At 46.6% G+C, this 24,492-nt stretch carries 20 protein-coding genes; 14 read left to right on the top strand and 6 right to left on the bottom strand.

The window, feature by feature from the left end; translation table 11 throughout:
• The first annotated feature begins 125 nt into the window (after positions 1-125).
• Positions 126-1,787, top strand: coding sequence for a T9SS type A sorting domain-containing protein (locus tag JUB15_RS19420; RefSeq protein ID WP_207514237.1), 1,662 nt, complete (start codon positions 126-128; stop codon positions 1,785-1,787).
• A 101-nt stretch (positions 1,788-1,888) separates the two neighbouring features.
• Positions 1,889-2,905 carry a 3-dehydro-L-gulonate 2-dehydrogenase gene (gene yiaK, locus JUB15_RS19415; RefSeq protein ID WP_207514236.1) on the top strand — a complete coding sequence of 339 codons (1,017 nt, stop codon included), beginning with the start codon at positions 1,889-1,891 and terminating at the stop codon, positions 2,903-2,905.
• A 74-nt stretch (positions 2,906-2,979) separates the two neighbouring features.
• Here yiaK and JUB15_RS19410 read toward each other — a convergent pair whose 3' ends face one another.
• Positions 2,980-3,645, bottom strand: coding sequence for a metal-dependent transcriptional regulator (locus tag JUB15_RS19410; protein WP_207514234.1), 666 nt, complete (start codon positions 3,643-3,645; stop codon positions 2,980-2,982).
• Between the two features lie 124 nt (positions 3,646-3,769).
• Here JUB15_RS19410 and JUB15_RS19405 point away from each other — a divergent pair, with 124 nt between their 5' ends.
• The 10 genes from JUB15_RS19405 to JUB15_RS19360 all read left to right on the top strand — a co-directional run bounded on the left by JUB15_RS19405 (position 3,770) and on the right by JUB15_RS19360 (position 15,873).
• Positions 3,770-6,070, top strand: a complete 2,301-nt coding sequence (locus tag JUB15_RS19405) for a TonB-dependent receptor (RefSeq protein WP_242696433.1) — start codon at positions 3,770-3,772, stop codon at positions 6,068-6,070.
• Between the two features lies 1 nt (position 6,071).
• Positions 6,072-6,536, top strand: coding sequence for a thioredoxin family protein (locus JUB15_RS19400; RefSeq protein WP_207514232.1), 465 nt, complete (start codon positions 6,072-6,074; stop codon positions 6,534-6,536).
• Between the two features lie 114 nt (positions 6,537-6,650).
• On the top strand, positions 6,651-7,097 hold the full coding sequence (locus tag JUB15_RS19395; RefSeq protein WP_207514230.1) for a hypothetical protein: 447 nt from the start codon (positions 6,651-6,653) through the stop codon (positions 7,095-7,097).
• A gap of 43 nt (positions 7,098-7,140) precedes the next feature.
• Positions 7,141-7,446, top strand: a complete 306-nt coding sequence (locus JUB15_RS19390) for a hypothetical protein (RefSeq protein WP_207514229.1) — start codon at positions 7,141-7,143, stop codon at positions 7,444-7,446.
• A 107-nt stretch (positions 7,447-7,553) separates the two neighbouring features.
• Complete coding sequence (locus JUB15_RS19385; RefSeq protein ID WP_207514228.1) at positions 7,554-8,495, top strand: glycoside hydrolase family 43 protein; 942 nt, start codon at positions 7,554-7,556, stop codon at positions 8,493-8,495.
• 214 nt (positions 8,496-8,709) lie between these two features.
• The gene (locus tag JUB15_RS19380; RefSeq protein ID WP_207514227.1) at positions 8,710-8,898 is read left to right on the top strand and encodes a hypothetical protein; all 189 of its coding nucleotides are present in this window, start codon (positions 8,710-8,712) and stop codon (positions 8,896-8,898) included.
• A 112-nt stretch (positions 8,899-9,010) separates the two neighbouring features.
• A complete protein-coding gene (locus tag JUB15_RS19375; protein WP_207514226.1) occupies positions 9,011-10,909 on the top strand; it encodes a rhamnogalacturonan lyase in 1,899 nt (632 codons plus the stop codon).
• 1 nt (position 10,910) lies between these two features.
• Positions 10,911-11,711 (top strand): rhamnogalacturonan acetylesterase, encoded by an 801-nt coding sequence (locus JUB15_RS19370; RefSeq protein WP_242696432.1) that lies wholly within the window; start codon positions 10,911-10,913, stop codon positions 11,709-11,711.
• Positions 11,711-14,665: an exo-beta-1,4-galactosidase gene (locus tag JUB15_RS19365; protein WP_207514224.1), complete on the top strand. Its 2,955-nt coding sequence runs from the start codon at positions 11,711-11,713 to the stop codon at positions 14,663-14,665. The genes JUB15_RS19370 and JUB15_RS19365 overlap by 1 nt, the downstream gene beginning before the upstream one ends.
• 92 nt (positions 14,666-14,757) lie before the next feature.
• Positions 14,758-15,873 carry a glycoside hydrolase family 88/105 protein gene (locus JUB15_RS19360; RefSeq protein WP_242696431.1) on the top strand — a complete coding sequence of 372 codons (1,116 nt, stop codon included), beginning with the start codon at positions 14,758-14,760 and terminating at the stop codon, positions 15,871-15,873.
• A gap of 125 nt (positions 15,874-15,998) precedes the next feature.
• Here JUB15_RS19360 and JUB15_RS19355 read toward each other — a convergent pair whose 3' ends face one another.
• The 5 genes from JUB15_RS19355 to JUB15_RS19335 form a co-directional block, all read right to left on the bottom strand.
• Entirely contained in the window at positions 15,999-17,747 is a 1,749-nt protein-coding gene (locus JUB15_RS19355) for a sodium:solute symporter family transporter (RefSeq protein WP_207514220.1), read from the bottom strand.
• Between the two features lie 115 nt (positions 17,748-17,862).
• Positions 17,863-19,362 (bottom strand): L-arabinose isomerase, encoded by a 1,500-nt coding sequence (gene araA / locus JUB15_RS19350; protein WP_207514218.1) that lies wholly within the window; start codon positions 19,360-19,362, stop codon positions 17,863-17,865.
• A 206-nt stretch (positions 19,363-19,568) separates the two neighbouring features.
• Positions 19,569-20,267 (bottom strand): L-ribulose-5-phosphate 4-epimerase, encoded by a 699-nt coding sequence (locus JUB15_RS19345; protein ID WP_207514217.1) that lies wholly within the window; start codon positions 20,265-20,267, stop codon positions 19,569-19,571.
• 77 nt (positions 20,268-20,344) lie between these two features.
• Entirely contained in the window at positions 20,345-22,048 is a 1,704-nt protein-coding gene (locus tag JUB15_RS19340) for a ribulokinase (RefSeq protein ID WP_207514216.1), read from the bottom strand.
• 429 nt (positions 22,049-22,477) lie between these two features.
• On the bottom strand, positions 22,478-22,636 hold the full coding sequence (locus JUB15_RS19335; RefSeq protein WP_207514215.1) for a hypothetical protein: 159 nt from the start codon (positions 22,634-22,636) through the stop codon (positions 22,478-22,480).
• Between the two features lie 71 nt (positions 22,637-22,707).
• Between JUB15_RS19335 and JUB15_RS19330 the strand changes: the two genes are divergently transcribed.
• Positions 22,708-23,709 carry a sensor histidine kinase gene (locus JUB15_RS19330; RefSeq protein WP_207514214.1) on the top strand — a complete coding sequence of 334 codons (1,002 nt, stop codon included), beginning with the start codon at positions 22,708-22,710 and terminating at the stop codon, positions 23,707-23,709.
• Positions 23,702-24,418, top strand: a complete 717-nt coding sequence (locus tag JUB15_RS19325; RefSeq protein ID WP_207514213.1) for a LytR/AlgR family response regulator transcription factor — start codon at positions 23,702-23,704, stop codon at positions 24,416-24,418. Before JUB15_RS19330 ends, JUB15_RS19325 begins: the two co-directional genes overlap by 8 nt.
• Positions 24,419-24,492: the final 74 nt, after the last annotated feature.

Below are 24,492 nucleotides of genomic sequence, written 5' to 3'. Positions count from 1 at the left end.
ATCAGCTACATTTGCAGCATAACGTTACTGGTTATATTATACCTTATTCACAGCTTAGTATGGCATAAACAGCAGTCTGCAAGTGGTTGGTAAGGGAATACGGTCAATGATTAAACAGATAGGATATGAAAATATTACGTATACTCCTGTGTATATTGCTACCCTTTCTTGCACAGTCCCAAACTTTTAATATCAGTGATTATACAAGAGGGATCTCCACGACAAACTTTACCCAACAATCGGGGTCTTTATCATTTTATGCAGAAATACCACCATGGGTTGTAAAGGGAGGATGGTATCAGTATTATTTTACTACTCATTATACGGGAGTTTGGTCATCTACCAGGTCCCTTGCTACTCCATATAACGAAACTCTATCTGTTGGCAGTGCTCCTAATTATGGTCATGGTCCCAAATGGAATTTAACATCCCTGCACTGGTGGGGCGATTACCACGATCCTAATTATCTTGCAAGCCCCTCGTACATTTATCACAACGAATGGAAGAATTTACACTGGAGAAGAAATTATAATGGCATTTTTTCTTCACAGGTGATACATCACCCGGGAACTGATCAGGTAATCCTGTTTGCCATTAGTCATGGCGAAAATAAAAATGAAAAGATAGGCAATTATCTGTATCAGAATACGGTAAGGCCTTCCTGGGTCATAAATGCGAATGATCCTGCTACCTTTTCCGGCGATTACAATGGAACATATCAGGAATGTTGGGAAGCTTATTTTGGCTTTTTGAATGCTAACTGGTTACCTTATAATGAAGAGAACGATTACGGCGCTAATTACCTGAATGATTTAGGCCCCATAGGCTGGCCATCTGCCGGCTATGTAAATAGTAGTGGCGGGCAAACATCCTACGGCTTAAGGCATCCATCTTCAATAGTATATGGCCATTATGTGTACATTTTTGTTAAAGATGAATCTCATGATGTAACAGGTGGAATTAAATGTATACGTGTACATGACAGCAATATATTTAATCCTAATGCTTATGAAACCTGGTCAGTGAATGACTGGATACCTTCACTGCCGGCAGGTTTTAACAAAGACCAGGCAGCTGCTTTCTTTTCTACCCGCGGCCCCCAGAGTACCCCTGTATTTCCAAATGATATGAATACTATTCGGTTCTCGGTGGCAAAGTTTAAAAATACCAACCGGTTTATAGGATTGGAGCTTTATTTTGACGGGCAGGGGAAACCTCACATGGCCTACAGACTTTCAACAAACCTGATTGATTGGAGTGATAGAGTCGACTTTTATGCCGAGGATGCAGACTGGAGTTCATTGAGATTTAAATACCCGATTTTCCTGAGTGCTGATGGTACATCAAATGTCGAAATTGATGAGAATGAATTTTACATTATAGGCACTTCCTGGAACAACAGTATAAATAAAATGCATTTCGTAAAGAATTCATTTTCATTCCCCCTTCTTGCAGAACAATGCCCGCCGAATCAACCTTGTGTAACTACGAAAGCTGACAACTCAACTAGTACATTTAAGCAGCCAGCTGCAGCCACCGTGAAAGCATATCCCAATCCGGTTCGGGAATTGCTAAACATTGTCGTGTCGCTGCCACAAAATGGAAATTACACAATAGGTCTTTACAATTCTTTTGGACAATTGGTTAAGATCATAGATAGAGGAAACAAAACCGCCAGGGATCACAATTATAGGATTTCAACTTCCGAGTTGACCAGCGGAACCTATTTTGTTGTAGTCTCCAATAATAACAAGCCTATGAACAGGTTTGCGATTGTTAAACAATAAAAACTGTGATGATTTTTTAGCAATATAAAACCTGGCGTCTTTCGGAGGGATGAAATTTGATGGCTGAAGGGCAAGCCGCAACCAATTCGTACCTTGCGTGTATGTTGAACCCAACCATTACCATTCCCTCCACAGAAATGTTGCAGCTGTTCAATGCCATTCTGCTTAAACATGGATTTACCATTGATAAAGCGATGGTATGCGCCGAACTGTTTACCAATAACAGTATCGATGGTGTATACACCCATGGCGTCAACCGCTTTCCACGTTTCATTGAATATATTCAAAAAGGCTACATTAACGTTCATGCAGAACCAGCCCTGAAACACCAACTGGGCGCAGTGCAACAATGGGATGGCCGGTTGGGGCCCGGGCCGTTAAATGCCATTCATGCCACCAATAACGCGATGCAACTGGCGCGGCAGCATGGCATCGGATGTGTGGGGCTGGCCAATACCAATCACTGGATGCGGGGTGGCACTTACGGCTGGCAGGCGGCCAAAGCGGGGTTTGTTTTCATCGGCTGGACCAACACCACCGGCCTGATGCCGGCCTGGGGCGCTGTTGATAGTAAACTGGGTAATAATCCGCTGGTAATGGCATTGCCTTTTGAAAATGAGGCCATCGTGTTGGATATGGCTATGTCGCAATATTCGTTTGGTGCGCTGGAACAGGCGGATATGAAGAACGAACAGTTAGCAGTATACGGTGGTTTTGATACCGATGGGCAACTCACTACTGATCCTGGCGCTATCAGGAGATCACGCCGGCCATTACCTATAGGTTTTTGGAAGGGAGCGGGCCTGTCGTTGTTGCTTGATATCCTGGCGACGGTGTTGTCGGGTGGGTTATCAGTGCATGAAATATCGCAACAGCAAGCAGAGATGGCCGTGTCGCAGGTATTTATTGCCATTGACTGCAATAAGCTTGGTAACCAGTCGGCCATTGCACAGGTCGTGAAACGAATAATTATGGATTATCATCAATCTATACCTGAAGAGAATAAAACCATCACTTTTCCTGGCGAACGGGTGTTACAAACCCGCCAGCGCAATCTGGCAAAAGGTATTCCGGTGGTTAAGGAAGTATGGGAGAAAATGATAGATCTTAGTACTTAGTTAAGCGTTTATAGTTTATGGTTTTGTAGTTTATGGTTTTTTAGCGTTCGGCGTTCTGCGCTTTGCGTTTTGCCTTAGGCCGGCCTCACCAGCAATTTATCACACACTTTGTTGCTCAGCATTTCAGCTTTTCTGCCGGCATAGCTAACCGTCATGCTCTCGTCAAAAGGTTCTATCGATTTCACTTTTATTTTGGACCCAAGTGACAGGTCACGGCTGTTAAGAAATTTCAGCAGCTCGTCAGATGAATGGCTCACCGCCATAAAAGTAACGGTATCGCCCTCTTTGCAATCGCTCAATTTAATATACCTGATATATTGCTCCGTTTCTACCTTTCCGTTCCTATCTGGAATGGGGGAGCCATGGGGGTCTACTTTGGGAAAACCCAGCAGTTCATCCATCTTTTCAAAAAAAGCGGGGGATTGGATATGTTCTATTTGTTCAGCAATGTCATGCACTTCTTCCCAGCCAAAACCCATCTTTTCAACCAGGTACATTTCTGTCAACCGGTGCTTCCTGATGATCAGCGCCGCCAGTCTCTTCCCTTTATCGGTGAGTTTAAGCGGCTTATAGCTTTCGTAATGAACCAGCCCTTTCTCGGCCAGGCGTTTCATCATACTGTTTACAGTCGGCATCTTGATATCCAGCTGTTTACTCAGCTCATTAACGCTGGCCTCTCCTTTTGAACTGGTTAAATTCCAAAGCGCTTTCAGGTAATTTTCCTCCGTCTGTGAAATCATATGGCAAATTAAATAAAATATTAGCCGGTTCTAACATTGAAACTAGCGAAATAATTTTGTTAGATCAGTCTAACATATTACTTTTGTAATGCCAAATTATGCTGTTATTACAAATTGGAATGTTATGATGAAGCTGAACATCTTGTTTTTCCTGGTCTTGTTTATAGGAGCTGTTGCAGCGGGCAATGCCCAAACGGGTATTATAACAGGGAAAATAACCGGCGCCAACGGCCAGCTTTTGGGAGCGGCCACTGTTGCCATCCCGGCATTGAATAAAGGTGCGGCTTCTGATAGCACTGGCATATTCAGGTTAGAGCAGGTGCCTTTCGGAACCTGGCAAATGGAAGTTAGCTTCCTGGGCTTCAGGTCTTACAAGACCAATATTAAAGTAGACAGGAAAGAAATTACCCACAATGTTGTTTTAACCCAGCCTGCAGATAATGCTTTAAATGAGGTGGTAGTATCAGGAACGATGAAAGAGATGTCGAAGCTGGAAAGCCCGGTTCCTGTAGAAGTATATACTGCCCGGTTCTTTAAGGCCAACCCCGTACCATCAGTTTTCGATGCATTGCAGACCGTAAATGGCGTTCGACCGCAACTGAACTGTAACATCTGTAATACCGGCGATATTCATATAAATGGATTGGAAGGCCCTTACACCATGGTGCTCATCGATGGCATGCCCATTGTAAGTGGTTTATCTACTGTTTATGGACTGAGCGGTATTCCACAATCGCTGGTAGAGCGGGTGGAAATCGTAAAAGGGCCGGCCTCCACCCTGTATGGCAGTGAAGCCGTAGGCGGGTTGATCAACATCATTACTAAAAAGCCTGTCAATGCACCCGTAATTGCTGCAGATATTTTTGGCACCAGCTGGGGCGAAGCAAATGTTGACCTGGCTGCCAAATTCAAAGCAGGTAATAAAGCGCAATCATTATTGGGTGTCAATTACTACAATTATCAACATCCGATTGATAACAACAATGATAATTTTACCGATGTTACATTGCAGAATCGCATCTCGGTCTTTAATAAATGGAGCTTTCACAGAAAGGATAACCGCCTGTTCTCCCTCGCTGGCCGCTATATTTATGAAGACCGCTGGGGCGGTGAAATGAACTGGTCGAGAAAATTCAGAGGCGGCGACGAAGTATATGGTGAAAGCATTTACACCAACAGGTGGGAGCTGTTCGGCACTTACCAGTTGCCGGTTAAAGAAAAAATTTTATTCCAGTTCAGCACGAACGGTCATAGCCAGAACAGTGTATACGGCAATATACCTTATATGGCCGACCAGTATATCGGGTTCGGCCAGCTGGTGTGGTTTAAAACCGCCGGAAGCCATGATCTTTTAACCGGGCTCACTTATCGTTATACGTATTATGATGATAACACCCCGGCTACGGCGGATGCCAATGACATCAATAAAAATAAACCGGCGAACACCAACCTGCCGGGGCTGTTTGTACAGGATGAGATCACCTTAAACGCCAACAACAAACTGTTGCTGGGTTTGCGGTACGACCACAGTTCCATACACGGCAGCATCTTTACGCCCCGCCTCAATTATAAATGGAGCTCAGCAAACAGGAATAATATTTTACGGGTGAGTGCAGGCAATGGCTACCGCGTGGCTAACGTTTTTACTGAAGACCATGCGGCGCTTACAGGGGCCCGCGAGATAGTTTTTATCAATGACCTGAAACCGGAAACTTCCTGGAACGGGAATATCAATTTTGTGAAGAAGATCTATGCCGGCAATACGTTTATAGGACTCGATGCAACAGCTTTCTATACTTATTTTACCAATAAGATCATAGCCAACTATGATACCGATCCCAATAAGATCATTTATGATAATTTGAACGGACATGCAGTATCGCAGGGTATTTCCTTAAATGCAGATATTGTATTCGCCAATGGCTTGAAGATCCTTGCCGGGGCTACCGCCATGGATGTGTTCCGCAAAGAGGGCGGCGAAAAAATAAGGCAATTGTTTACAGAACGATTTACCGGCGTATGGAACATCGGCTATACCTTCAAAAGTATTGACCTTACCGTGGATTATACCGGTAACCTCTATGGTCCTATGCGCTTGCCACTGCTAAGCGAAACCGATCCGCGCAGCGAATATTCGCCGTGGTGGAGCATCCAGAACATTCAGTTTACCAAGAAGCTTGGGAATGGATTTGAGATCTATGGCGGCATAAAGAACCTGTTGAACTGGACGCCCAATATTGGCAATCCATTCATTATTGCCAGAGCAAATGATCCATTCGATAAGAACGTACAGTTTGATGCCAATGGGCAGGCGATGGTAACGCCCGACAATCCATACGGGCTCACTTTCGATCCCTCGTATGTGTACGCGCCAAACCAGGGAATAAGAGGTTTTCTGGGCGCGCGATATAATTTATTCAGATAAAATGGCGCGATTCATTTTCATACTATCCTTTTTACTACTGGCTACTACCGGTATAGGGCAGCTGGCGACGCTGCCGTTGCAAAAGCTGGACAGCTGTATGCGTTCAGCTGCGAAACCAGTGCTCATACTGTTAACGACTGATTGGTGTAAATACTGCGAGCTGCAAAAGGCGCAGCTAAAAAAGAACCCGGATTTTCAGACTTCAAACGAACGCTTTTATTTTGCTGCGTTCGATGCCGAAGAAAAAGGATCAGTAACATTTCATGGACAAACCTATGCCTATAAAGCAACCGGCATAGCAACAGGTTTGCATGAACTGGCTGTTGCCCTGAGCGGCGACAAAAGCGTCAGCTTTCCGGCCTGGGTGCTGTTGAGCAAAGATTACGAGGTGCTTTTCCGGTACAACGGCGTTTTATCGCCACAACAATTGAAAGACCTGCTCAAGGCAATCAACGATTTGCAATAAAATTATCAGCCTTCAAACAACAAGTTTTCCCCATTGACGGAAAAGGAACGGTATTTGGTTTTGAAAATAGCAACAGGATGGTTTGGTATTATTTTAAAACCTAATTTGATCGCTATGAAACCTTACCAGTTTCTTCCGTTGTTTGTAAGCGTATTGTTTGCCTGTAACAGGCGAGATGAAAAAAAGGCGCCGTTGCCTATTCAAGCCCCACCTTCCATCGCAACGTTCAACAATATCCCAGGCGCAGAATCATTCGACAGCTTTAATACCAAATTTCATGCAGACTCCAGCTTTCAGCTTTCCAGAATTCCCTTCCCGATCGATGGACAATTAGTAAATGATCTCGAGAACAGCAGGTGGTCAAAGAAGAACTGGGAGTTCCTGAAAACGCCCGTCAGCCTGGATCCAGATACAACAGAATGCAGGCATAGCCTTACAATGACAGATTCCATGGTCACCGAAAAATTCTGGATCGATCAAAGCGGTTTCAAAGTAGAACGCCGGTTCAAATTGAAAGAAGGCAAGTGGTTCCTGGTATATTACGACGACATCAACATGTAGACCTTAGTTAACCATAATTATAAACTGTTACACAACCTTTCCCATGAGAAAAATCTGGCCTGTATGTATCGTAGCTTCCTTCCTCAACACCTTCCTGGTTACCGGAGCATTTATTGAATTTAAATTACGCGGCATTGCCGTTTTCGAGTTGCCCGTTCGTACCACCGGCTTTCCGGCCTGGTACGATATCAGTCCTTTCCAGTTTGCCGGCGGTATATTCGTATTAAGCTTTCTAATGATCATGACCGTATTAGGAATAAAAACGCTGGCAAGTGGTATCCTGTTAAAGGTTCATTCCTTTAATGAAAGTTTGAAAAATGGTCAACTCGCAGTAAGCAATGAACAATAATCAATTTGACGGCTGGCAACCGGTATCTGGTAACAGTAACGGGGGGCCGGTAGCAGTTTCTCCCCTTTAGGGGTCGGGGGTATTTGCTTTTGTCTTATCTTCCCATAATGAAAGCATTTGTCTGGCTGTTTGTTCTCCTGGCACAGCTCTCGATAGTAACCGCACAGAAAAACAAATCCGTATACCTCTTCTCTTACTTCAAAGGCAATGGTGAAGATGGTCTGCACCTGGCCTATAGTACCGATGGACTTAGCTGGCAGGCATTAAAAAAGGACAGCTCTTTTCTAACACCTACAGCCGGAAAAGACAGGCTGATGCGCGACCCATGCATCATTCGCGGGGCCGACGGTCAGTTCCATATGGTGTGGACGGTAAGCTGGAATGAAAGGACCATTGGTTATGCTTCATCCAAAGACCTGATCCACTGGAGTGAACAACAAGCCATTCCGGTAATGGAGCATGAACCCACCGCCCTCAACTGCTGGGCGCCCGAGATCTTTTACGATGCGGGCAAAAAAGAATATATGATCTATTGGGCCACTACCATTCCGGGCCGATTTCCCAAAGGCGATTCAGCCGGCGACAACAAGTACAACCACCGCATGTACTATGTAACTACCAAAGACTTTAAATCATTCAGCAAAGCCGCGATCTTATACGACCAGGGTTTTAATGTGATTGACGCCACCATTCAGAAAGATGGAAACCGTTTTGTAATGTTCCTGAAAGACGAAACCCGGTATCCGCCTCAGAAAAATCTGCGTGTAGCTACCAGCACCAGCCTCACCGGAGGTTATAGTACGCCTTCTGCGCCCATTACCGGTAAATACTGGGCGGAAGGACCCACCGTCCTTAAACAAGGCAGGCAGTGGATCGTTTATTTCGATAAATACCGCGATCATCAATACGGAGCCATTACTTCCTCTGACCTCGTGAACTGGACCGAGATCTCTGATAAACTCGTCATGCCCAAAGGCATCAGGCATGGGACAGTGCTTACAATTACACAGAAGGAATTGCAGCAACTGGTAAAAAGTAGTGGACGATAGGATCGGCATGATTGGTCAATCGAAGTCGACAATCGTCAATATACAAAGCGAGATTTCAATGCTGTAAATCGAATATCCCGACGGCGATTCGGGATCTGGTAACCTGCAACCGGTAAAGATTTTACTCCGCTTTAGGGCTGTTGGCTCAGGACACAACAGGACAGTGACCCTGCCGTTTCCCCTAATTTTACAAGCTTTAACGCTTGCAAAGCTCATGAAGAAACGGTTGACTTTACTGAAATTTGCCATACTTGCCGGTATTGCCTGTAATATCTTTATTACAAGATCCGGCCGGCTGGTGGTCACACTGAACAAACCCGCCAACATCAAAGACCCGGCATGGCCAAGGCAAACCAGCGCCCATAAACTCCCTCGCTCTTCCACCTTACCGGGCGGTTCTTAAAAACTACAGAACTGTTCCCAATGAAACGAATTGCTATTGTTATTTTCACTTCCATACAATTGTTGTGGTCCGCAATGTGGCGGTAACAATAAAATAAATCATAAACGATACCATGCTTCGCCCATATAAAATATTATTGCTCCTTTTGATGGCCATGCTGCCTGTAGCTATGCAGGCACAACGGCAAATGGAATTCCTGAACCGTGGTATAGTAGCCATGCCCAATGGAAAAGGAGCCGTTTTTATCAGCTGGCGATTACTGGCAACGGATGCCCCTAATATTTCCTTTAACCTTTACCGTTCGGTAAACAGGTCAAAAGCCGCCCGGGTGAATACCAAACCAATTACAGCTGTAACTTCCTGGCTCGATGAAAAGACTGATTCTACAAAAGAATATACGTACCAGGTTGCAGCCGTTGTGAATGGCAAAGAAGTGAAAGACGCCCGTACGTATACGGTGAAAGCGGCAGCGCCCGCCTATATTTCCATTCCCTTAAGAACACCGGCAGGTTATGCACCCAACGACGCCAGTGCAGGTGACCTGGACGGAGATGGCACTTATGAGATCATCCTGCACCAGGCCGGAAAAGGACATGACAATTCACACAGTGGCTTTACCGACCCGCCCATCTTTCAGGCATATACGCTCGATGGCAAATTCCTGTGGCAGATCAACCTGGGCAAGAACATCCGCGAAGGCGCGCATTACACGCAGTTCATGGTATATGATCTCGATGGCGATGGCAGAGCAGAAATAGCCATGAAAACGGCGGATGGTACTATTGACGGACAGGGAAAAGTGATTGGCGATTCCACCAGGGATTATCGCAACAGCGCAGGCCGTATCATCGAAGGACCGGAATTCCTTACGGTGTTTGATGGCAGGACCGGCGCCGCTTTGTATACGACTGATTATGTTCCTTCACGTGGCCGGGTAGACGGTTGGGGCGGTTCCGGCGGAAATGGCCGTACCGATAATTATGGCAACAGGGTCGATCGCTTCCTGGCGTGCGTTGCTTATTTAGACGGTGTGCATCCCAGTCTGGTCATGTGCCGTGGCTATTACGGCCGCAGTGTGCTGGCCGCCTGGGACTGGAAGAACAACAAGCTTACCCAACGCTGGGTCTTCGATACTGAAAAGGGATATCCCGGCTATGCCGGACAGGGCAATCATAACTTATCAGTAACTGATGTGGATGGAGATGGTAAAGATGAAATTGTATACGGGCAGATGACCGTTGATCACGACGGCAAAGGCCTGTACACAACCGGTATTGGTCATGCCGATGCCCTGCATGTTTCAGACCTCGATCCCGAGCGGCCGGGAATAGAAGTGTTTGGTACGCAGGAACGCTTTGGAGATGCCGGTGCTAATTTCCGGGATGCAAAGACCGGTGAAGTGATCTGGAAAAAACCTTCCGTTGCTGCGGGTGAAGATGGGGAAGGACCCGGCCGTGCGCTTGCCCTGGATATAGATCCCCGTTATAAAGGGTATGAGTGCTGGGTAGCGGGCGCCAACATAACAGGCCTTTTCGATTGTAAGGGCAACAAGATCGCTGATAAAACACCGCCCTGCAATATGGGTATTTACTGGGATGGCGATCTGTTGAGTGAGATCCTGAATGCTACGATAGTCGGAAAATGGGACTATATAAACAGTGTCACCAATAAACTGCTCGATGCCCGGGATTACGATTGCCAGCATAATAACGGCACCAAATCAAATCCCTGTTTATCGGCCGATATCCTGGGCGACTGGCGAGAAGAGCTTATTTACCGCACAAGCGATAACAAGGAATTGCGTATTTTTTCAACCACCATTCCTACTACCCATAAATTTTATACGCTGATGCATGACCCGCAATACCGGCTGAGTATTGTATGGCAGAATGTAGCATATAATCAACCTCCTCATCCCGGCTTTTATCTCGGCGAAGGAATGAGCGCACCACCCCAACCAAAGATCAGCATCATTGAACCACGTAAAAACGACAATGCAAAAAACAAATAGCATGGGTATAATACATAAACACAGGAAATGGATGCGTTCATTTGTATCGATCGGTCTATTCATTTTCGTTTCTTCTTTTTTACTGCAGGCGCCAAAACCTGTTTTGTATATCATTGGCGATTCCACGGTAAAGAATGGCACTGGAAAAGGGGAGAAGGATCTTTGGGGCTGGGGCAGTTTTATGGCTGAGCGTTTCGATACAACCCGTATCAGCGTGCAAAACCACGCCATTGGCGGAAGAAGCAGCCGCACCTTTATTACCGAAGGCCGCTGGGACCGCATCCTGGAACAATTACATCCCGGTGATTACGTGATGATGCAGTTCGGACATAATGATGCCAGTCCGCTCGATGATACTGCCCGCGCCCGCGGAACGATAAAAGGGATTGGTGATGATAGTGCGGCTATCTACAATCCCATCCGTAAGGTGAATGAAGTGGTATATAGCTATGGCTGGTATATGCGTAAATACATTAATGATACGAAAGCCAAAGGCGCTGTTCCTATTGTATGTTCACCGGTGCCCAGGAATAATTTCCGGAACGGTAAAACCGAAAGGGCCAATGAAAGTTATGGCAAATGGGCAGCAGCAGTGGCCAAAGCGGGCAATGCTTTCTTTATTCCGCTGAATGATCTCATTGCCGATGAGTACGATAAACTGGGCGCCGATTCTGTAAAACGGTTCTTCCCTGTTGATCATACCCATCCTGATAAAGCGGGTTCTACCCTCAATGCCGACCTGGTAGTTAAAGGCATCAAAGACCTTAAAAAATGCACGCTGAAAAAATACCTGAAGAAATAATGTTTCAAGATTATAAACATAATAACGGTATAACAAAGCATCCGGCAACCGGCAGGCGGCTAGCCTTATGTCTCCTGTTGGCAGTCTGCAGCCTGCTCAATACCGTTCACGCACAATCGATCTCTCTGGCGGGTGACTGGCGGTTCCGGATCGACCGGAATGACGTGGGGATAAAGGAGCAATGGTTCAATAAAAAACTGGAAGATAAGATCAAACTGCCCGGCTCCATGCTTACCAATGGCAAAGGCGATGAGGTAACCTTACAAACAAAATGGACGGGCAGCATTTATGACAGCAGCTGGTATTTCAATCCACGTATGGAGAAATACCGGCAGCCAGGTAATTTGAAATTTCCTTTCTGGTTAACACCAGATAAATATTATGTAGGAGCTGCCTGGTACCAGAAAGAAGTAATGGTACCGGCCAGCTTTACGGGCAAACAGATTGAGTTGTTCCTGGAAAGATGCCATACCGAAACCACGGTATGGATAGATGGAAAGGAGGTAGGCATGCAGAACAGCCTGGTGGCCCCGCATGTGTATGACCTTACGAATCTGTGCGATCCGGGAAAGCATGTGATCACCATCCGGGTCGATAATCGCATTAAAGCCATTAATGTAGGACCCGACTCCCATAGTTTAACTGATCATACCCAGGGTAACTGGAATGGGATCATTGGAAAGATCTCGCTGGAAGCAACGCCGGAAGCGCGCATTGAGAATATTCAGGTATATCCTGATGTGCCGAATAAACAAGCTATTGTAATAGTAACTGTGAAAGGCCGCAGGGACGGAACGGCAAAGCTGACATTGGAAGCTGCCGCCTTTAATACCAAAAGATCGCATGTGATAAAGCCCGTATCCGGGTCAATTACGTTGAGCAGGGATACGCTCACCACGCAACAGTTTACACTGCCTATGACGGCCAATATGCTGCTGTGGGATGAGTTCAATCCCGCCTTATACAAACTGCAGGTGACCTTGCATTCCTTCAATGGAGATAAGGACAAACATAAAAAAGAAGTGACATTTGGCATGCGGTCATTTAATATTGCGGGCACTGGCTTTACGATTAATGGCCGCCCTGTTTTCTTACGGGGCACCGTAAATAATTGTGAGTTCCCTTTAACGGGTTTTCCGCCCATGGATGAAGCGGGGTGGATACAACAGTTCAATACGGCAAAAGCGCATGGACTGAACCATATGCGTTTTCATTCCTGGTGTCCACCCGAAGCGGCTTTCAAAGCTGCCGATAAAACAGGGTTCTATTTGCAACCGGAAGGCCCCGGATGGGTAAACCATGGCACATCATTAGGCGATGGCCGCCCGGTTGATAAATATATGTATGAGGAAACGGACCGCATGGCCTACTGGTACGGTAATTACGCTTCTTTCTGCCTGGAAGCGCCTGGTGGTAACGAACCGGCAGGGCGCAACCAGGTAAAGTACCTGACGGATCTTATTCATTACTGGCAGGCAAAAGATAATCGCCGCGTATATACAGGTGCATCCGTAGGAAACAGCTGGCCGCTCGTGCCCGAAAATGAATACATGGTAAAAGCAGGCGCCCGTGGATTGAACTGGACCAATGCGCGTCCGGAAAGTGATTCAGATTACCATGCTGCCATTCAAAAATTCAATGTGCCTTACGTGGTGCATGAAATGGGGCAGTGGTGTGTATACCCCGATTTTAATGAGATCAGTCGCTTCAACGGCGTATATAAAGAAAAGAATTTTGAATTGTTCCGGGAGCAGCTGGCCGAACACGGCATGGCTGATAAAGCACATTCATTTTTAATGGCCAGCGGCAAACTGCAGGTTTTATGTTATAAAAATGAAATTGAAAAAGCCATGCGAACCAAGGGCCTCGCCGGTTTTCAGTTGCTGGGGCTGCAGGATTTCCCGGGCCAGGGTACGGCGCTGGTAGGTATGCTGAATGCTTTATGGCAAAGCAAGCCCTATATAACGCCGCAACAGGTAAAGCGGTTTTGCAATGCCGTTGTGCCGCTTACGCGTATGCAAAAATTCGTTTACACGAATGATGAAAAGTTAACCGCCCGGGTGGAATTGTATAATTATGGCAGCACTGCATTGAAGAATGCGGTGATCAACTGGATGCTGAAAGACAGTACCGGCAAATTGATCGCCAAAGGCAGTTATGACAAAAAGGAGTATGCGATAGGTAATTGTTTGCCGGTGGGTGATATTGAGGTGCCATTATCAGCCATACAAACGCCGATGCGGCTCAATCTCGATATTTCGATTGCTGGCACCAACTATGGGAACGACTGGAACGTGTGGGTCTTCCCGGCTAAACGATCTGGTTTCGCGGTCAGCAGCAGTAAGGTGTATGTATGTGACACGCTCGATCAAAAAGCCATTTCGTTCCTTGAAGAGGGCGGTACGGTGTTTTTACAAGCTGCCGGCAAGATCGTAAAAGGAAAAGAAGTTGTAAATTACTTTACCCCGGTATTCTGGAATACCAGCTGGTTTAAAATGCGTCCGCCCCATACCTTAGGAATTGTATGCGATCCCAACCATCCCGCCTTTAAGCGCTTTCCTGCAACTTATCACAGCGATATGCAGTGGTGGGATATCGTGAATAAAGCCCAGGTAATGCACCTGGAGGATTTTCCAAAAGGCTTTAGCCCGATACTGCAACCGATAGATACCTGGTTTATTAACCGCAAACTCGCCTTGCTGCTGGAAGCAAAAGTGGGCAAAGGAAAATTATTGTTGTGCAGCATCGACCTGAAGAATGATATGAGTAACCGGCCGGCTGCGTTTCAGCTGTTACACAGTTTACTGGATTATATGGTTTCAAAGGAGTTCAATCCGGCAGCGTCTGTTGAGCTGTCAGCCATACAGGCCCTGTTTACCCAGCCTTCGCGGGAAACCTGGAATGGGTATACAAAGGACAGTCCCGACGAGTTGAAGCCAAAATTAAATAACTAAGGCAGAATTGTAAGGTGGAAGTTCCGTCCACCTGACAGGTGGCCGCCAATTTTAATAAGTAATACGTTAATCAGGTAATTATGGTACATAGAATGAAATTGTTATTAGCTGTTGCTTTTTTGTTAGCTTCCTCGGTACATGCGCAAAAAACGCCTTCAAAGAAAAGCGTATTGAAGGTAATGCGTTTGACGAATCAGTATTTCATGAACAAATGGCCCGATCCCGGTAAGCCGATCTTTACCAATATAGAACGGCCGAGTAACATCTGGACCAGGGCCGTATACTATGAAGGATTGATGGCCCTGTATGACATTGATAAAAAGAAAAAATACCTCGATTATGCGATCGACTGGGGTAACAAACATAAATGGGGACTGCGCGGCGGCGTTCAAACCCGCAATGCCGATAACCAGTGCTGCGGTCAAACCTATATTGACCTGTACCTGATGGATAAAAAAGAAGAGCGCATTAAAGACATAAAAGCGTCCATTGACCTGATGAAAGGTACGGAAAAAGTGGATGACTGGAACTGGATCGATGCGCTGCAAATGGCCATGCCGGTATTCGTACGGCTGGGTGTTTTGTACAACGATACCAGTTATTTCAGCCGGATGTATGAGATGTATGCATTCACCAAATACAAACATGGTGATAACGGCTTATATAACCCGGCCGAGAAATTATGGTGGCGGGATAAGGATTTCGATCCGCCATATAAAGAACCCAATGGCGGTAATTGTTACTGGAGCCGCGGTAATGGCTGGGTAGTGGCTGCACTGGTGCGCACCCTGCAAATGCTGCCCAAAAGCGATCCGCACTACAATGAATACCTGCAGGATTATAAAGACATGCTGAAAGCCCTGCTTCCGCTGCAACGCACCGATGGTTTCTGGAACGTGAGCCTGGCCGATTCTACCAATTATGGCGGTAAAGAGCTTACCGGTACTGCTTTATTCGTGTATGGAATGGCCTGGGGTATTAACAACAATATCATTGATGCAGCTACCTACAAACCGGCTATGTTGAAAGCGTGGAATGCCATGATGAAGGATTGTATTCATCCAAATGGTATGCTGGGTTATGTACAGGGCACTGGTAAGGAACCGAAGGATGGTCAGCCGGTTACGTACGATAAGGTCCCGGATTTTGAAGATTATGGTTTGGGCTGTTTCTTGCTCGCGGGCAGTGAAATGTATAAGTTGAAGTAACGAAAGCCGAAAGCCGGAAGCCGGAGGTCAGAAGTCGGAGGCCGGAAGTCGGAAGTCAGATATAACAAAAATGCCTCCTGATAAAATCGGGAGGCATTTTTGTTTTTTCATTACCGTAGTGACGACTACCAGAACTTTATATACAGCGCTGCCAGTAACATCAATGTAACTACAATTAATGCAATGGTGCGTGGTTCGAGTTTTAACATGCTCTTGTCGGTCATGAATGCTTTCGGATTTACTTTAGGTCCGGCCAGGCTGATACCAACCATGGCAGCTACCGTAATTACGAAAGACCAACCCATATTAATGAGGAAAGGAATTTCTGTTATTTGTACTACCTGGCCTTTCTCCATTTTTTCGTACGTATAAGCAGTATATAACAGCGTTTCTTTACCGAAGATATCTACTGCATAATTGTTGAAGAAGATGGCGAGTACAAAACCAAGTACCACACCAACAATGGCTGCCGTACCAGTGGTACGTTTCCAGAACATACCCAACAGGAACATGGCAAATACACCCGGACTAATGAAACCGGTGTATTTCTGAATGAAAGTAAAACCACCCTCACCACCGATACCCAGCAGGTCGTTCCACGTAAAGAGGATGGCCAGGATCATAGCGGCTACTACTGTATAACGGCCGATCGTCACCAGTTTCTTTTCGTCGTCGTTTTTGCCGAAATACTTTTTATAGATGTCGAGCGTGAAGATCGTAGAGATACTGTTGGCCTTTCCTGCCAGGGAAGCAACGATGGCAGCGGTTAGCGCGGCGATCGACAATCCTTTCAACCCAGCCGGCAGAAAACCCAGTACGGCAGAATAAGCGCCGTCTTTTACACCATTGAAGTTAGGCAGGGCATTGTGTTTGTGCAATACGTAAGCAGCGATACCAGGCAGCATTACGATCACCGGCATCATCAGCTTCAACAGACCGGCGAAGATGAGACCGGTACGGGCAGTTTTCAGATCGGCTCCTAATGCACGTTGTGTAATGTACTGGTTGCAACCCCAGTAGTTGAGGTTCACGATCCACTGACCGGCAAAATACATGGCAATACCCGGTAATACCACATATTTCTGAATATCCAGGTTATGCGCATCGTTGATGGTAGCAGTTGTAGCTGCCGGTTTTGGTAAGATCATTTTGAAATGTTCCGGCGAATCCTGCATCAGCGCTTTGAAACCGGCGAGGGCGTTTTTACCCAGGCCGAATTGTTCACTTACTACAGTCAGGGCCAGGTAAGTAGTGGCCAGGCCGCCCACGATCAGTACCGCCACCTGGATCACGTCGGTATAACCGATCACTTTCATGCCACCCAGCGTGATGACCAGCGCAAAAACCGCCAGTCCGATCATGATGATGTGCAAAATATTTTGGAATTCCGGGGTGCCTGCCGTTGCATCGCCCACGAGGCCGGTGATAGCGGTAGCGCCCAGGTAAAGAATTGAAGTGAGATTAACGAGGATGTAGAGGAACAACCAGAAAATGGCCATGATCAATGCCACCGTCTCATTGTAACGTGTTTTAAGGAACTGTGGCATGGTGTAAATGTGGTTCTTCAGATACACCGGCATGAACCATACGGCAATGATAATAAGGGCAATTGCAGCGATCCACTCGTAAGCGGCTACGGCAGTACCTACAAAAAAGCCTTCACCACTCATACCGATGAACTGTTCGGCAGATATGTTCGAAGCGATCAGTGAAGCGCCAATGGCCCACCAGGTCAAAGACCCTTCGGCCAGAAAGAAAGCTTTTGAATCATGTTCCTGGGTCTTTCTTTTTCTATAAACATAGTAACCGTAACTGGCCACCAATATAAAGTAAAGGACAAAGATGATGTAGTCGATGGAAGCGAGCGTATTCATAGCGGGCTGCAAAAGTTTTTTAAAGAATGAATGTTGGTTGTTAGTTTTTATGTAACCGTGCCACGGCTGCAAACCGTGGCACAGTCAAAAGCGGCTGCAATATGTGGATTATTTTTTAAATAGAATGGCGATAATACATATCATTCCATCTCAATTGATTCTTAAGATCGTACAGATTGCTGTTTTTGCCGATCAATACAAACTCTACGCCCGCCATCTCGGCAAAATCTTCCATATGTTCGGCAGTAAGGTTCTGGCTGTAACCGGTATGGTGAGCGCCACCCGCCAGGATCCACGCTGCACAACCTGTTTTCATGTCAGGGTAGGGTTTCCATAATACGCGGGCTACCGGCAGTTTTGGCAGGCTTTGGATTGGATCAACCGCTACCACTTCATTTACGATCAGCCTGAAACGATTGCCCATATCAACGATAGAAGCATTCAGGGCCGGACCGGAACCTGCATTGAACACCAGGCGAACCGGGTCGGCTTTGCCGCCAATGCCCAGCGGATGAATTTCAACAGCCGGTTTATCTTTGGCAATGGAAGGACAGATCTCCAGCATGTGCGAACCCAGCACCAGTTGGTTATTGGGGTCGAAATGGTAGGTATAGTCTTCCATGAATGAGTTACCGCCTTTCAGTCCGGTGGCCATAACTTTCATGGCGCGCACCAGGGCTGAGGTTTTCCAGTCGCCTTCACCGCCAAAACCGTATCCTTCCGCCATCAGGCGTTGAGACGCGATACCGGGTAATTGCACCATGCCGTGCAGGTCTTCAAAAGTGTCGGTGAAACCTTTGAAGTTTCCGGCTTTCAGGAAATTGCGCATCCCGATCTCGATCTTCGCGGCATCCCGCAAGGCGCTGTGGCGATCGCCGCCTTTGCGCAGGGGAGCCTGTACGGTATATATTTCTTCGTATTCAGCTACTGTTTGAGTTATGGCGCTGTCAGAAACATCATTGATCATTTTTACCAGGTCGCCAATGCCATAGCCGTTTACGGAATAACCGAATTTCAATTCGGCTTCTACTTTGTCGCCTTCAGTAACGGCTACCTGGCGCATGTTGTCGCCGAAGCGGCAGAAACGGGCGTTTTGCCAGTCGTTCCAGCCGGCGGCTGCCCGCATCCAGACTTCAACGCTTTTTATCACTTCACTTTCCTGCCAGTGGCCTACTACTACTTTTCTGTTCATCCGCATCCGGCTTACCATGAAACCAAACTCACGGTCGCCATGGGCGCTCTGGTTCAGGTTCATGAAATCCATATCGATGCTGCTCCAGGGAATATCGCGGTTGAACTGGGTATGCAGGTGCAATAAAGGCTTTTGTAACACTTTTAAGCCACCGATCCACATTTTGGCGGGGGAGAAAGTGTGCATCCAGGCGATGATACCAATACAGGCAGGAGTGGTATTGGCTTCCATGCAAACCTGGTAGATCTCTTCGGGAGATTTTACCACCGGTTTAAAAACAACCCGCACCGGTATGGCGGGATCTTTATCAATGAATTTAGCGATCTGTGTTGAGTGTTCAGCCACCTGTTTCAGCGTTTCTTCGCCATACAGGTGTTGACTTCCTGTTACAAACCAGACTTCCAATTTTTTCAAATCTTCCATAAAGTGCATATTTAATGTGCAATCGTCATGTGACGTAATGCTATTTTAATTGATGGGTTTAAATCGTGAATGGTGAATGGTCAATAGTCAACGGTGAATGGTGAATGGCTCCTCAACTTTATAGCACCCTTTTTTACCATCTATTCATTAACTCCATAACTCACAACTCAATAACTATAAACTTGCAATCGCCCATTGCCTATTGCCTATTGTCCATAATAAGCGTCTTTTCCGTGCTTCCGCTGCCAGTGCTTGTCGATCAGTGCGTCTTTCAGGCGGGGAGCTTTGGGATTGATCTGCTCGGTGAGATACGCCATGCGGGCCACTTCTTCCAGTACGGCGGCGTTATAAACGGCTTTGTCGCCATTTTTTCCCCAGGCAAAAGGCGCGTGATTACCTACCAGGATCATTTCCACTTCCTCGTACGATAGTTTTCTTTCGTTGAAACAGTTGATGATCTGGTACCCGGTCTCAAATTCATAATTGCCTTTGATCATTTCATCGCTCATGGGCGGCGCGCACGGGATGTCTACGGTATTATGATCGGCATGGGTAGTGCCGAAAATGGGAATATCGCGCTGTGCCTGGGCCCACGCAGTAGCATAGGTACTGTGGGTATGTACAATGGCGCCGATCTTTTCCCATTCCTTATACAATACAGCATGTGTTTTGGTGTCGCTGGAAGGACGAAGGTCGCCGCTGATGATCTTGCCGTTGAAATCAACGATCACCATTTTATCAGGGCTCAGATCCTTATAGGGTACGCCGCTGGGTTTAATAGCAAAAACACCCAGATCTCTGTCGGCTACACTTACATTGCCAAAAGTGAATAATACCAGATTGAGTTCTGGCAGTTGCATGTTGGCCTTATAACATTCTTGTTGTATATGCTGATACTTGCTCATCTTAATTGTTTCGGGTTACAAGTTTCAGGTTACAGGGTATCGGGCTTTTGTATTTCCGTGTAACCTGTAACTGCATATTAATTTGATAAAACAGATGCTGTTCCTTTTACTTTAACCGTGCTTTCGGTGAATCCACCCAGCTGATGGTATTTTTTATAGCGCTGCTGATACAGGGCTACTTTTGTTTTATCGGGATAATAGGTGGCGTCGAATCCCTGTCCCATGGCATTCATGGCATCTTCCACTTTATTGTAAATGCCTGCTGCGGTAGCGGCAAACATGGCTGCGCCCAGGGCACAGGTTTGTTCCGATTTATGAATGCGGATAGGCATATTCATAACGTCGGCCATCATTTGCATAATGAATGGTGATTTTTTAGCCACACCACCCAGGCCGATCAATCCTTTTACGGGAACGCCTTCCTGGTTAAAGCGGTCTACAATGGCTTTGGCGCCAAAGCAGGTAGCTTCTACGATCGCCCGGAAAATGCGGGGTGCATCGCTGCCAAGGTTCAGGCCGGTGACAGCACCTTTCAGTTCCTGGTTGGCATCGGGCGTACGACGGCCATTGAACCAGTCAACTGCGAGTTCGCTGTTCTCATCCACAGGTATAAGGGCTGCCTGTTTGCTCAACTCGGGGATCAGCCTGTCGGCTGTTTCATCGATGATGGCTTTGGCAGTTTCCGTATTGATGATGGTGGATTGTCCTAATACATGTTGCAGGGGCCAGGTAAGTACCTGCCTGAACCAGGCATAGGCATCACCAAAGGCGCTTTGGCCGGCTTCCAGTCCCATCATGCCCGGTATTACGGAGCCGGGAACCTGTCCGCAAATGCCTTTCACCAGTTTGCCCTCTACTTCCTGCAGGGGGGCTACCAGCATATCGCAGGTAGATGTTCCCATTACCTTGCTTAGGTGGTAAGGTTCAATTTGTCCGCCTACGGCGCCCATGTGAGCGTCAAAAGCGCCTACGCCGATCACTACGTCAGTAGAGAGGCCCAGTTTGTCGGCCCATTCCTTGCTCAGCGTGCCGGCTGCTTTATCGGAAGTATAGGTCTTTGTGAAAAGTCTTTCGGTAAATCCATTCAATAAAGGATCCAGTTCGGTAAAGAAGGAATTGGGTGGCAGGCCGCCGAATTCTGCAGCCCAAAGGGCTTTATGGCCGGCTGAACAAACGCCGCGTTTCATGGCGGAAACCTGTTTGCCGCCGGTCAGTACGAAAGGTATCCAGTCGCAATGTTCTACCCAGGAATGACAGGCAGCACGCACTTCCTTGTCTTCACGCAGAATGTGCAGGAGCTTTGCCCAGAACCATTCTGAAGAGTAAATACCGCCTACGTATTGCAGGTAGTTGGTCTCATACTTTTCTGCATGTGCATTGATCTCGGCTGCTTCGCGAACACTGGTGTGGTCTTTCCAGAGGACGAACATCGCATTGGGATTTTTTTCAAACCTTGGCAACAGGGCCAGGGGAGTGCCGGTTTCATCTACGGCTACGGGCGTGGAACCTGTTGTATCTACCGAAATAGCCCTGATGTTGGCTGTTACTGAAGGGCCTGCCTGCAGTAAACACCTGGTAATGGTTTGTTCGAGGCCTTCCAGGTAGTCGAGCGGGTGCTGCCTGAACTGGTTAACGGCCGGGTCGCAATACAAACCATCTTTCCAGCGGGGGTAGTAAAACACTGCTGATGCAACTTCCTGCCCATTGGCAGCGTTGGCGATGATTGACCGCACTGAGTCAGTGCCATAGTCAACCCCTATCACATAATTTTCTTTTTTCATATCGGCAACTAAAACAAAAAAGGTGTTTTTATTGATAATCCGATCCGGGCAAAGTTCGGTATTCTGGCTACAAAGATACTGCGTGAATTGCCCTTCATGCCTGTTTCGTGTCAAAATAACACTTAAACTATGAATTCTCAAAAATTAGTTGTGTCACTAATACAAATAAATCAGGGTAAACCTGTAGGGAAGGTACGGGAAGCTAACGAGTTTGGCGCCGGCGGGGTAAATTGTGTAAAGAGCGGGAGAATTAGTGTCAAGAATACAAAGTGTGATAGGTTACCCGTGAACCAAACCTAAAGCGTTGTTACTAAGAAAGATAGCGGCGTTGACAAGTTCCCGATCTAACTGGTTGAACAGTTCATGATTTAACTGGTTAAAAGTATACAGGATTGATAAAGTTAATAAGGTTAACGGGTTACATAAGGTTTAGCCCCGCAACAGGTTCACCGGTGCAAGGACATTGGGGAATGCCTGCCGGTCTGTAGCGACAACTGGTACCCGCAACTGGCAACTGGCGACTGGTAACTGGTAACCGGTTACTGGTAACCGGTGACGTATCGACAAAAATCGTCCGCTTGCCGCCAAAAACAGGCCGGTTGTCATTCGCAAAACGGGCGTACCGCTAAAAAATCTACATTCGTACTTTCAATTACCGCATGAAATCAGGAAAACTGGTTAATATTCTGCTACATATTTTGTGCACCGCATTGATCATTGTAGTGCCCATTTTTATCATGCCCCTGAAGGATTCTAACAAGCCTAACTACCTGCAATGGCATACCATCATTTTTACCGGACTGCAAACCGCCGGTTTCTATTTTAGCGCTTATGTACTGTATCCGCGTTTATTGTTAAAGAAACGGGTTGCCACCTATATTTTAGCGATCCTGGGTTTCAGTTTTTTGTTTTCCCTGGTGCCCGGTTGTATCCTGGTGGTTTCAGGCGAAATGCCTATGTATGCGATCTATGCGGGCATTGTGGTAAAAGTTTTTATCGGCCTGTTCGTGATGGGTACGGCTACCAGCTACCGGTTTATTGTGGATGTGATCCGCAACGAACGTTTGCAGCAGGAAACCCTCACCATGGAGCTGTCTTTTTTGCGATCGCAGGTTAGTCCGCATTTTATGTTCAATGCGCTCAACAGCATGGTATCGCTGGCGCGGAAAAAATCAGATCTGCTGGAACCTGCGTTGTTGAAGATGTCGAACCTGATGCATTATATGCTCTATGATTCTGACGAAGAAAAAGTGAGCCTGCATAAGGAAGTGGAATATATTCGAAGTTATATCGATCTGCAAACCATGCGATTTGGCGATTCGGTGAAGATCCTGTTCATGGTACAGCCGGGAAATTATACACATATCATTGAGCCGATGCTGCTGATCCCGCTTGTTGAAAATGCGTTTAAGCATGGCGTGAATGTGGCCGATGAGCCGGAGATCAGTATTAAGCTGGCGGCAACAGAAAAGGAAGTAACGTTAGTGGTGAGTAATAAAACCATTCCTTATACGGCGCAGGTAGCCGATAAGACCAAAGGCATTGGATTAACCAACCTCGAACGGCGCCTGAAGATCCTGTATCCGGGTAAACACCAGCTGGCTGCGCAAAAGGATGGTCAGTGGTTTCATGCCTCCCTTAAACTTATAACGCATGATTAAATGCCTGGCTGTTGATGATGAAGCTTTATCGCTCGATCTGCTGGAAGATAATATCAAACGTATTCCCTTCCTGCACCTGGTGCAGCGCTGCAAGAATGCGTACGAGGCCATGGATGTATTGCGGCGCGAACAGATCGATCTTATTTTCCTCGACATTCAAATGCCGGGCGTAACCGGCACGCAGTTCCTGCAATCGCTTACCTATAAACCGGTGGTGATCTTTATTACGGCATTCAAGAAATATGCGCTGGAAGGTTTTGAGCTCGATGTGCTCGATTACCTCGTAAAGCCGGTGACCTTCGAACGTTTTTTACGGGCTGTAAACAAAGCAGCCGATTTCTGCACCTTGAAAAAACAGGGCGTACAATCGCCGGTGACGCAGGCCGCAAATGATTACTTTTTTGTAAATGTAGAATACAGCCTGGTGAAGATCGCGGTAGGGGAGATCACGCACATTGAATCGCTAAGGGATTATATCAAGATCTATTTATTACAACACGATAAACCGGTGCTTACCAAACTGCCCCTGAAATCCCTGGCTGATAAACTGCCGGCAACCGGTTTCGTAAGGGTGCACAAATCGTTTATGGTGGCCATTGACAAAATATCCTCCATCCGCAAGAACCGCGTTTATATCAATGATCATATCATTCCCGTCAGTGATTTTTATAAGGAGGAACTCGTCAAAGCTATAAGTCATAAACTTTAAGTTATTCAGTTCCTGAGTTATTAAGTTCATAAGTTATTCAGTTCATAAGTTATTAAGTTCCTAAGTTATTAAGT

This window comes from Longitalea luteola (genome assembly GCF_017356035.1).
Lineage (GTDB): Bacteria > Bacteroidota > Bacteroidia > Chitinophagales > Chitinophagaceae > Niastella > Niastella luteola.
The sequence above is the reverse complement of the archived record's forward strand: the minus strand, read 5'-3'. Positions and strand labels throughout refer to the sequence as shown.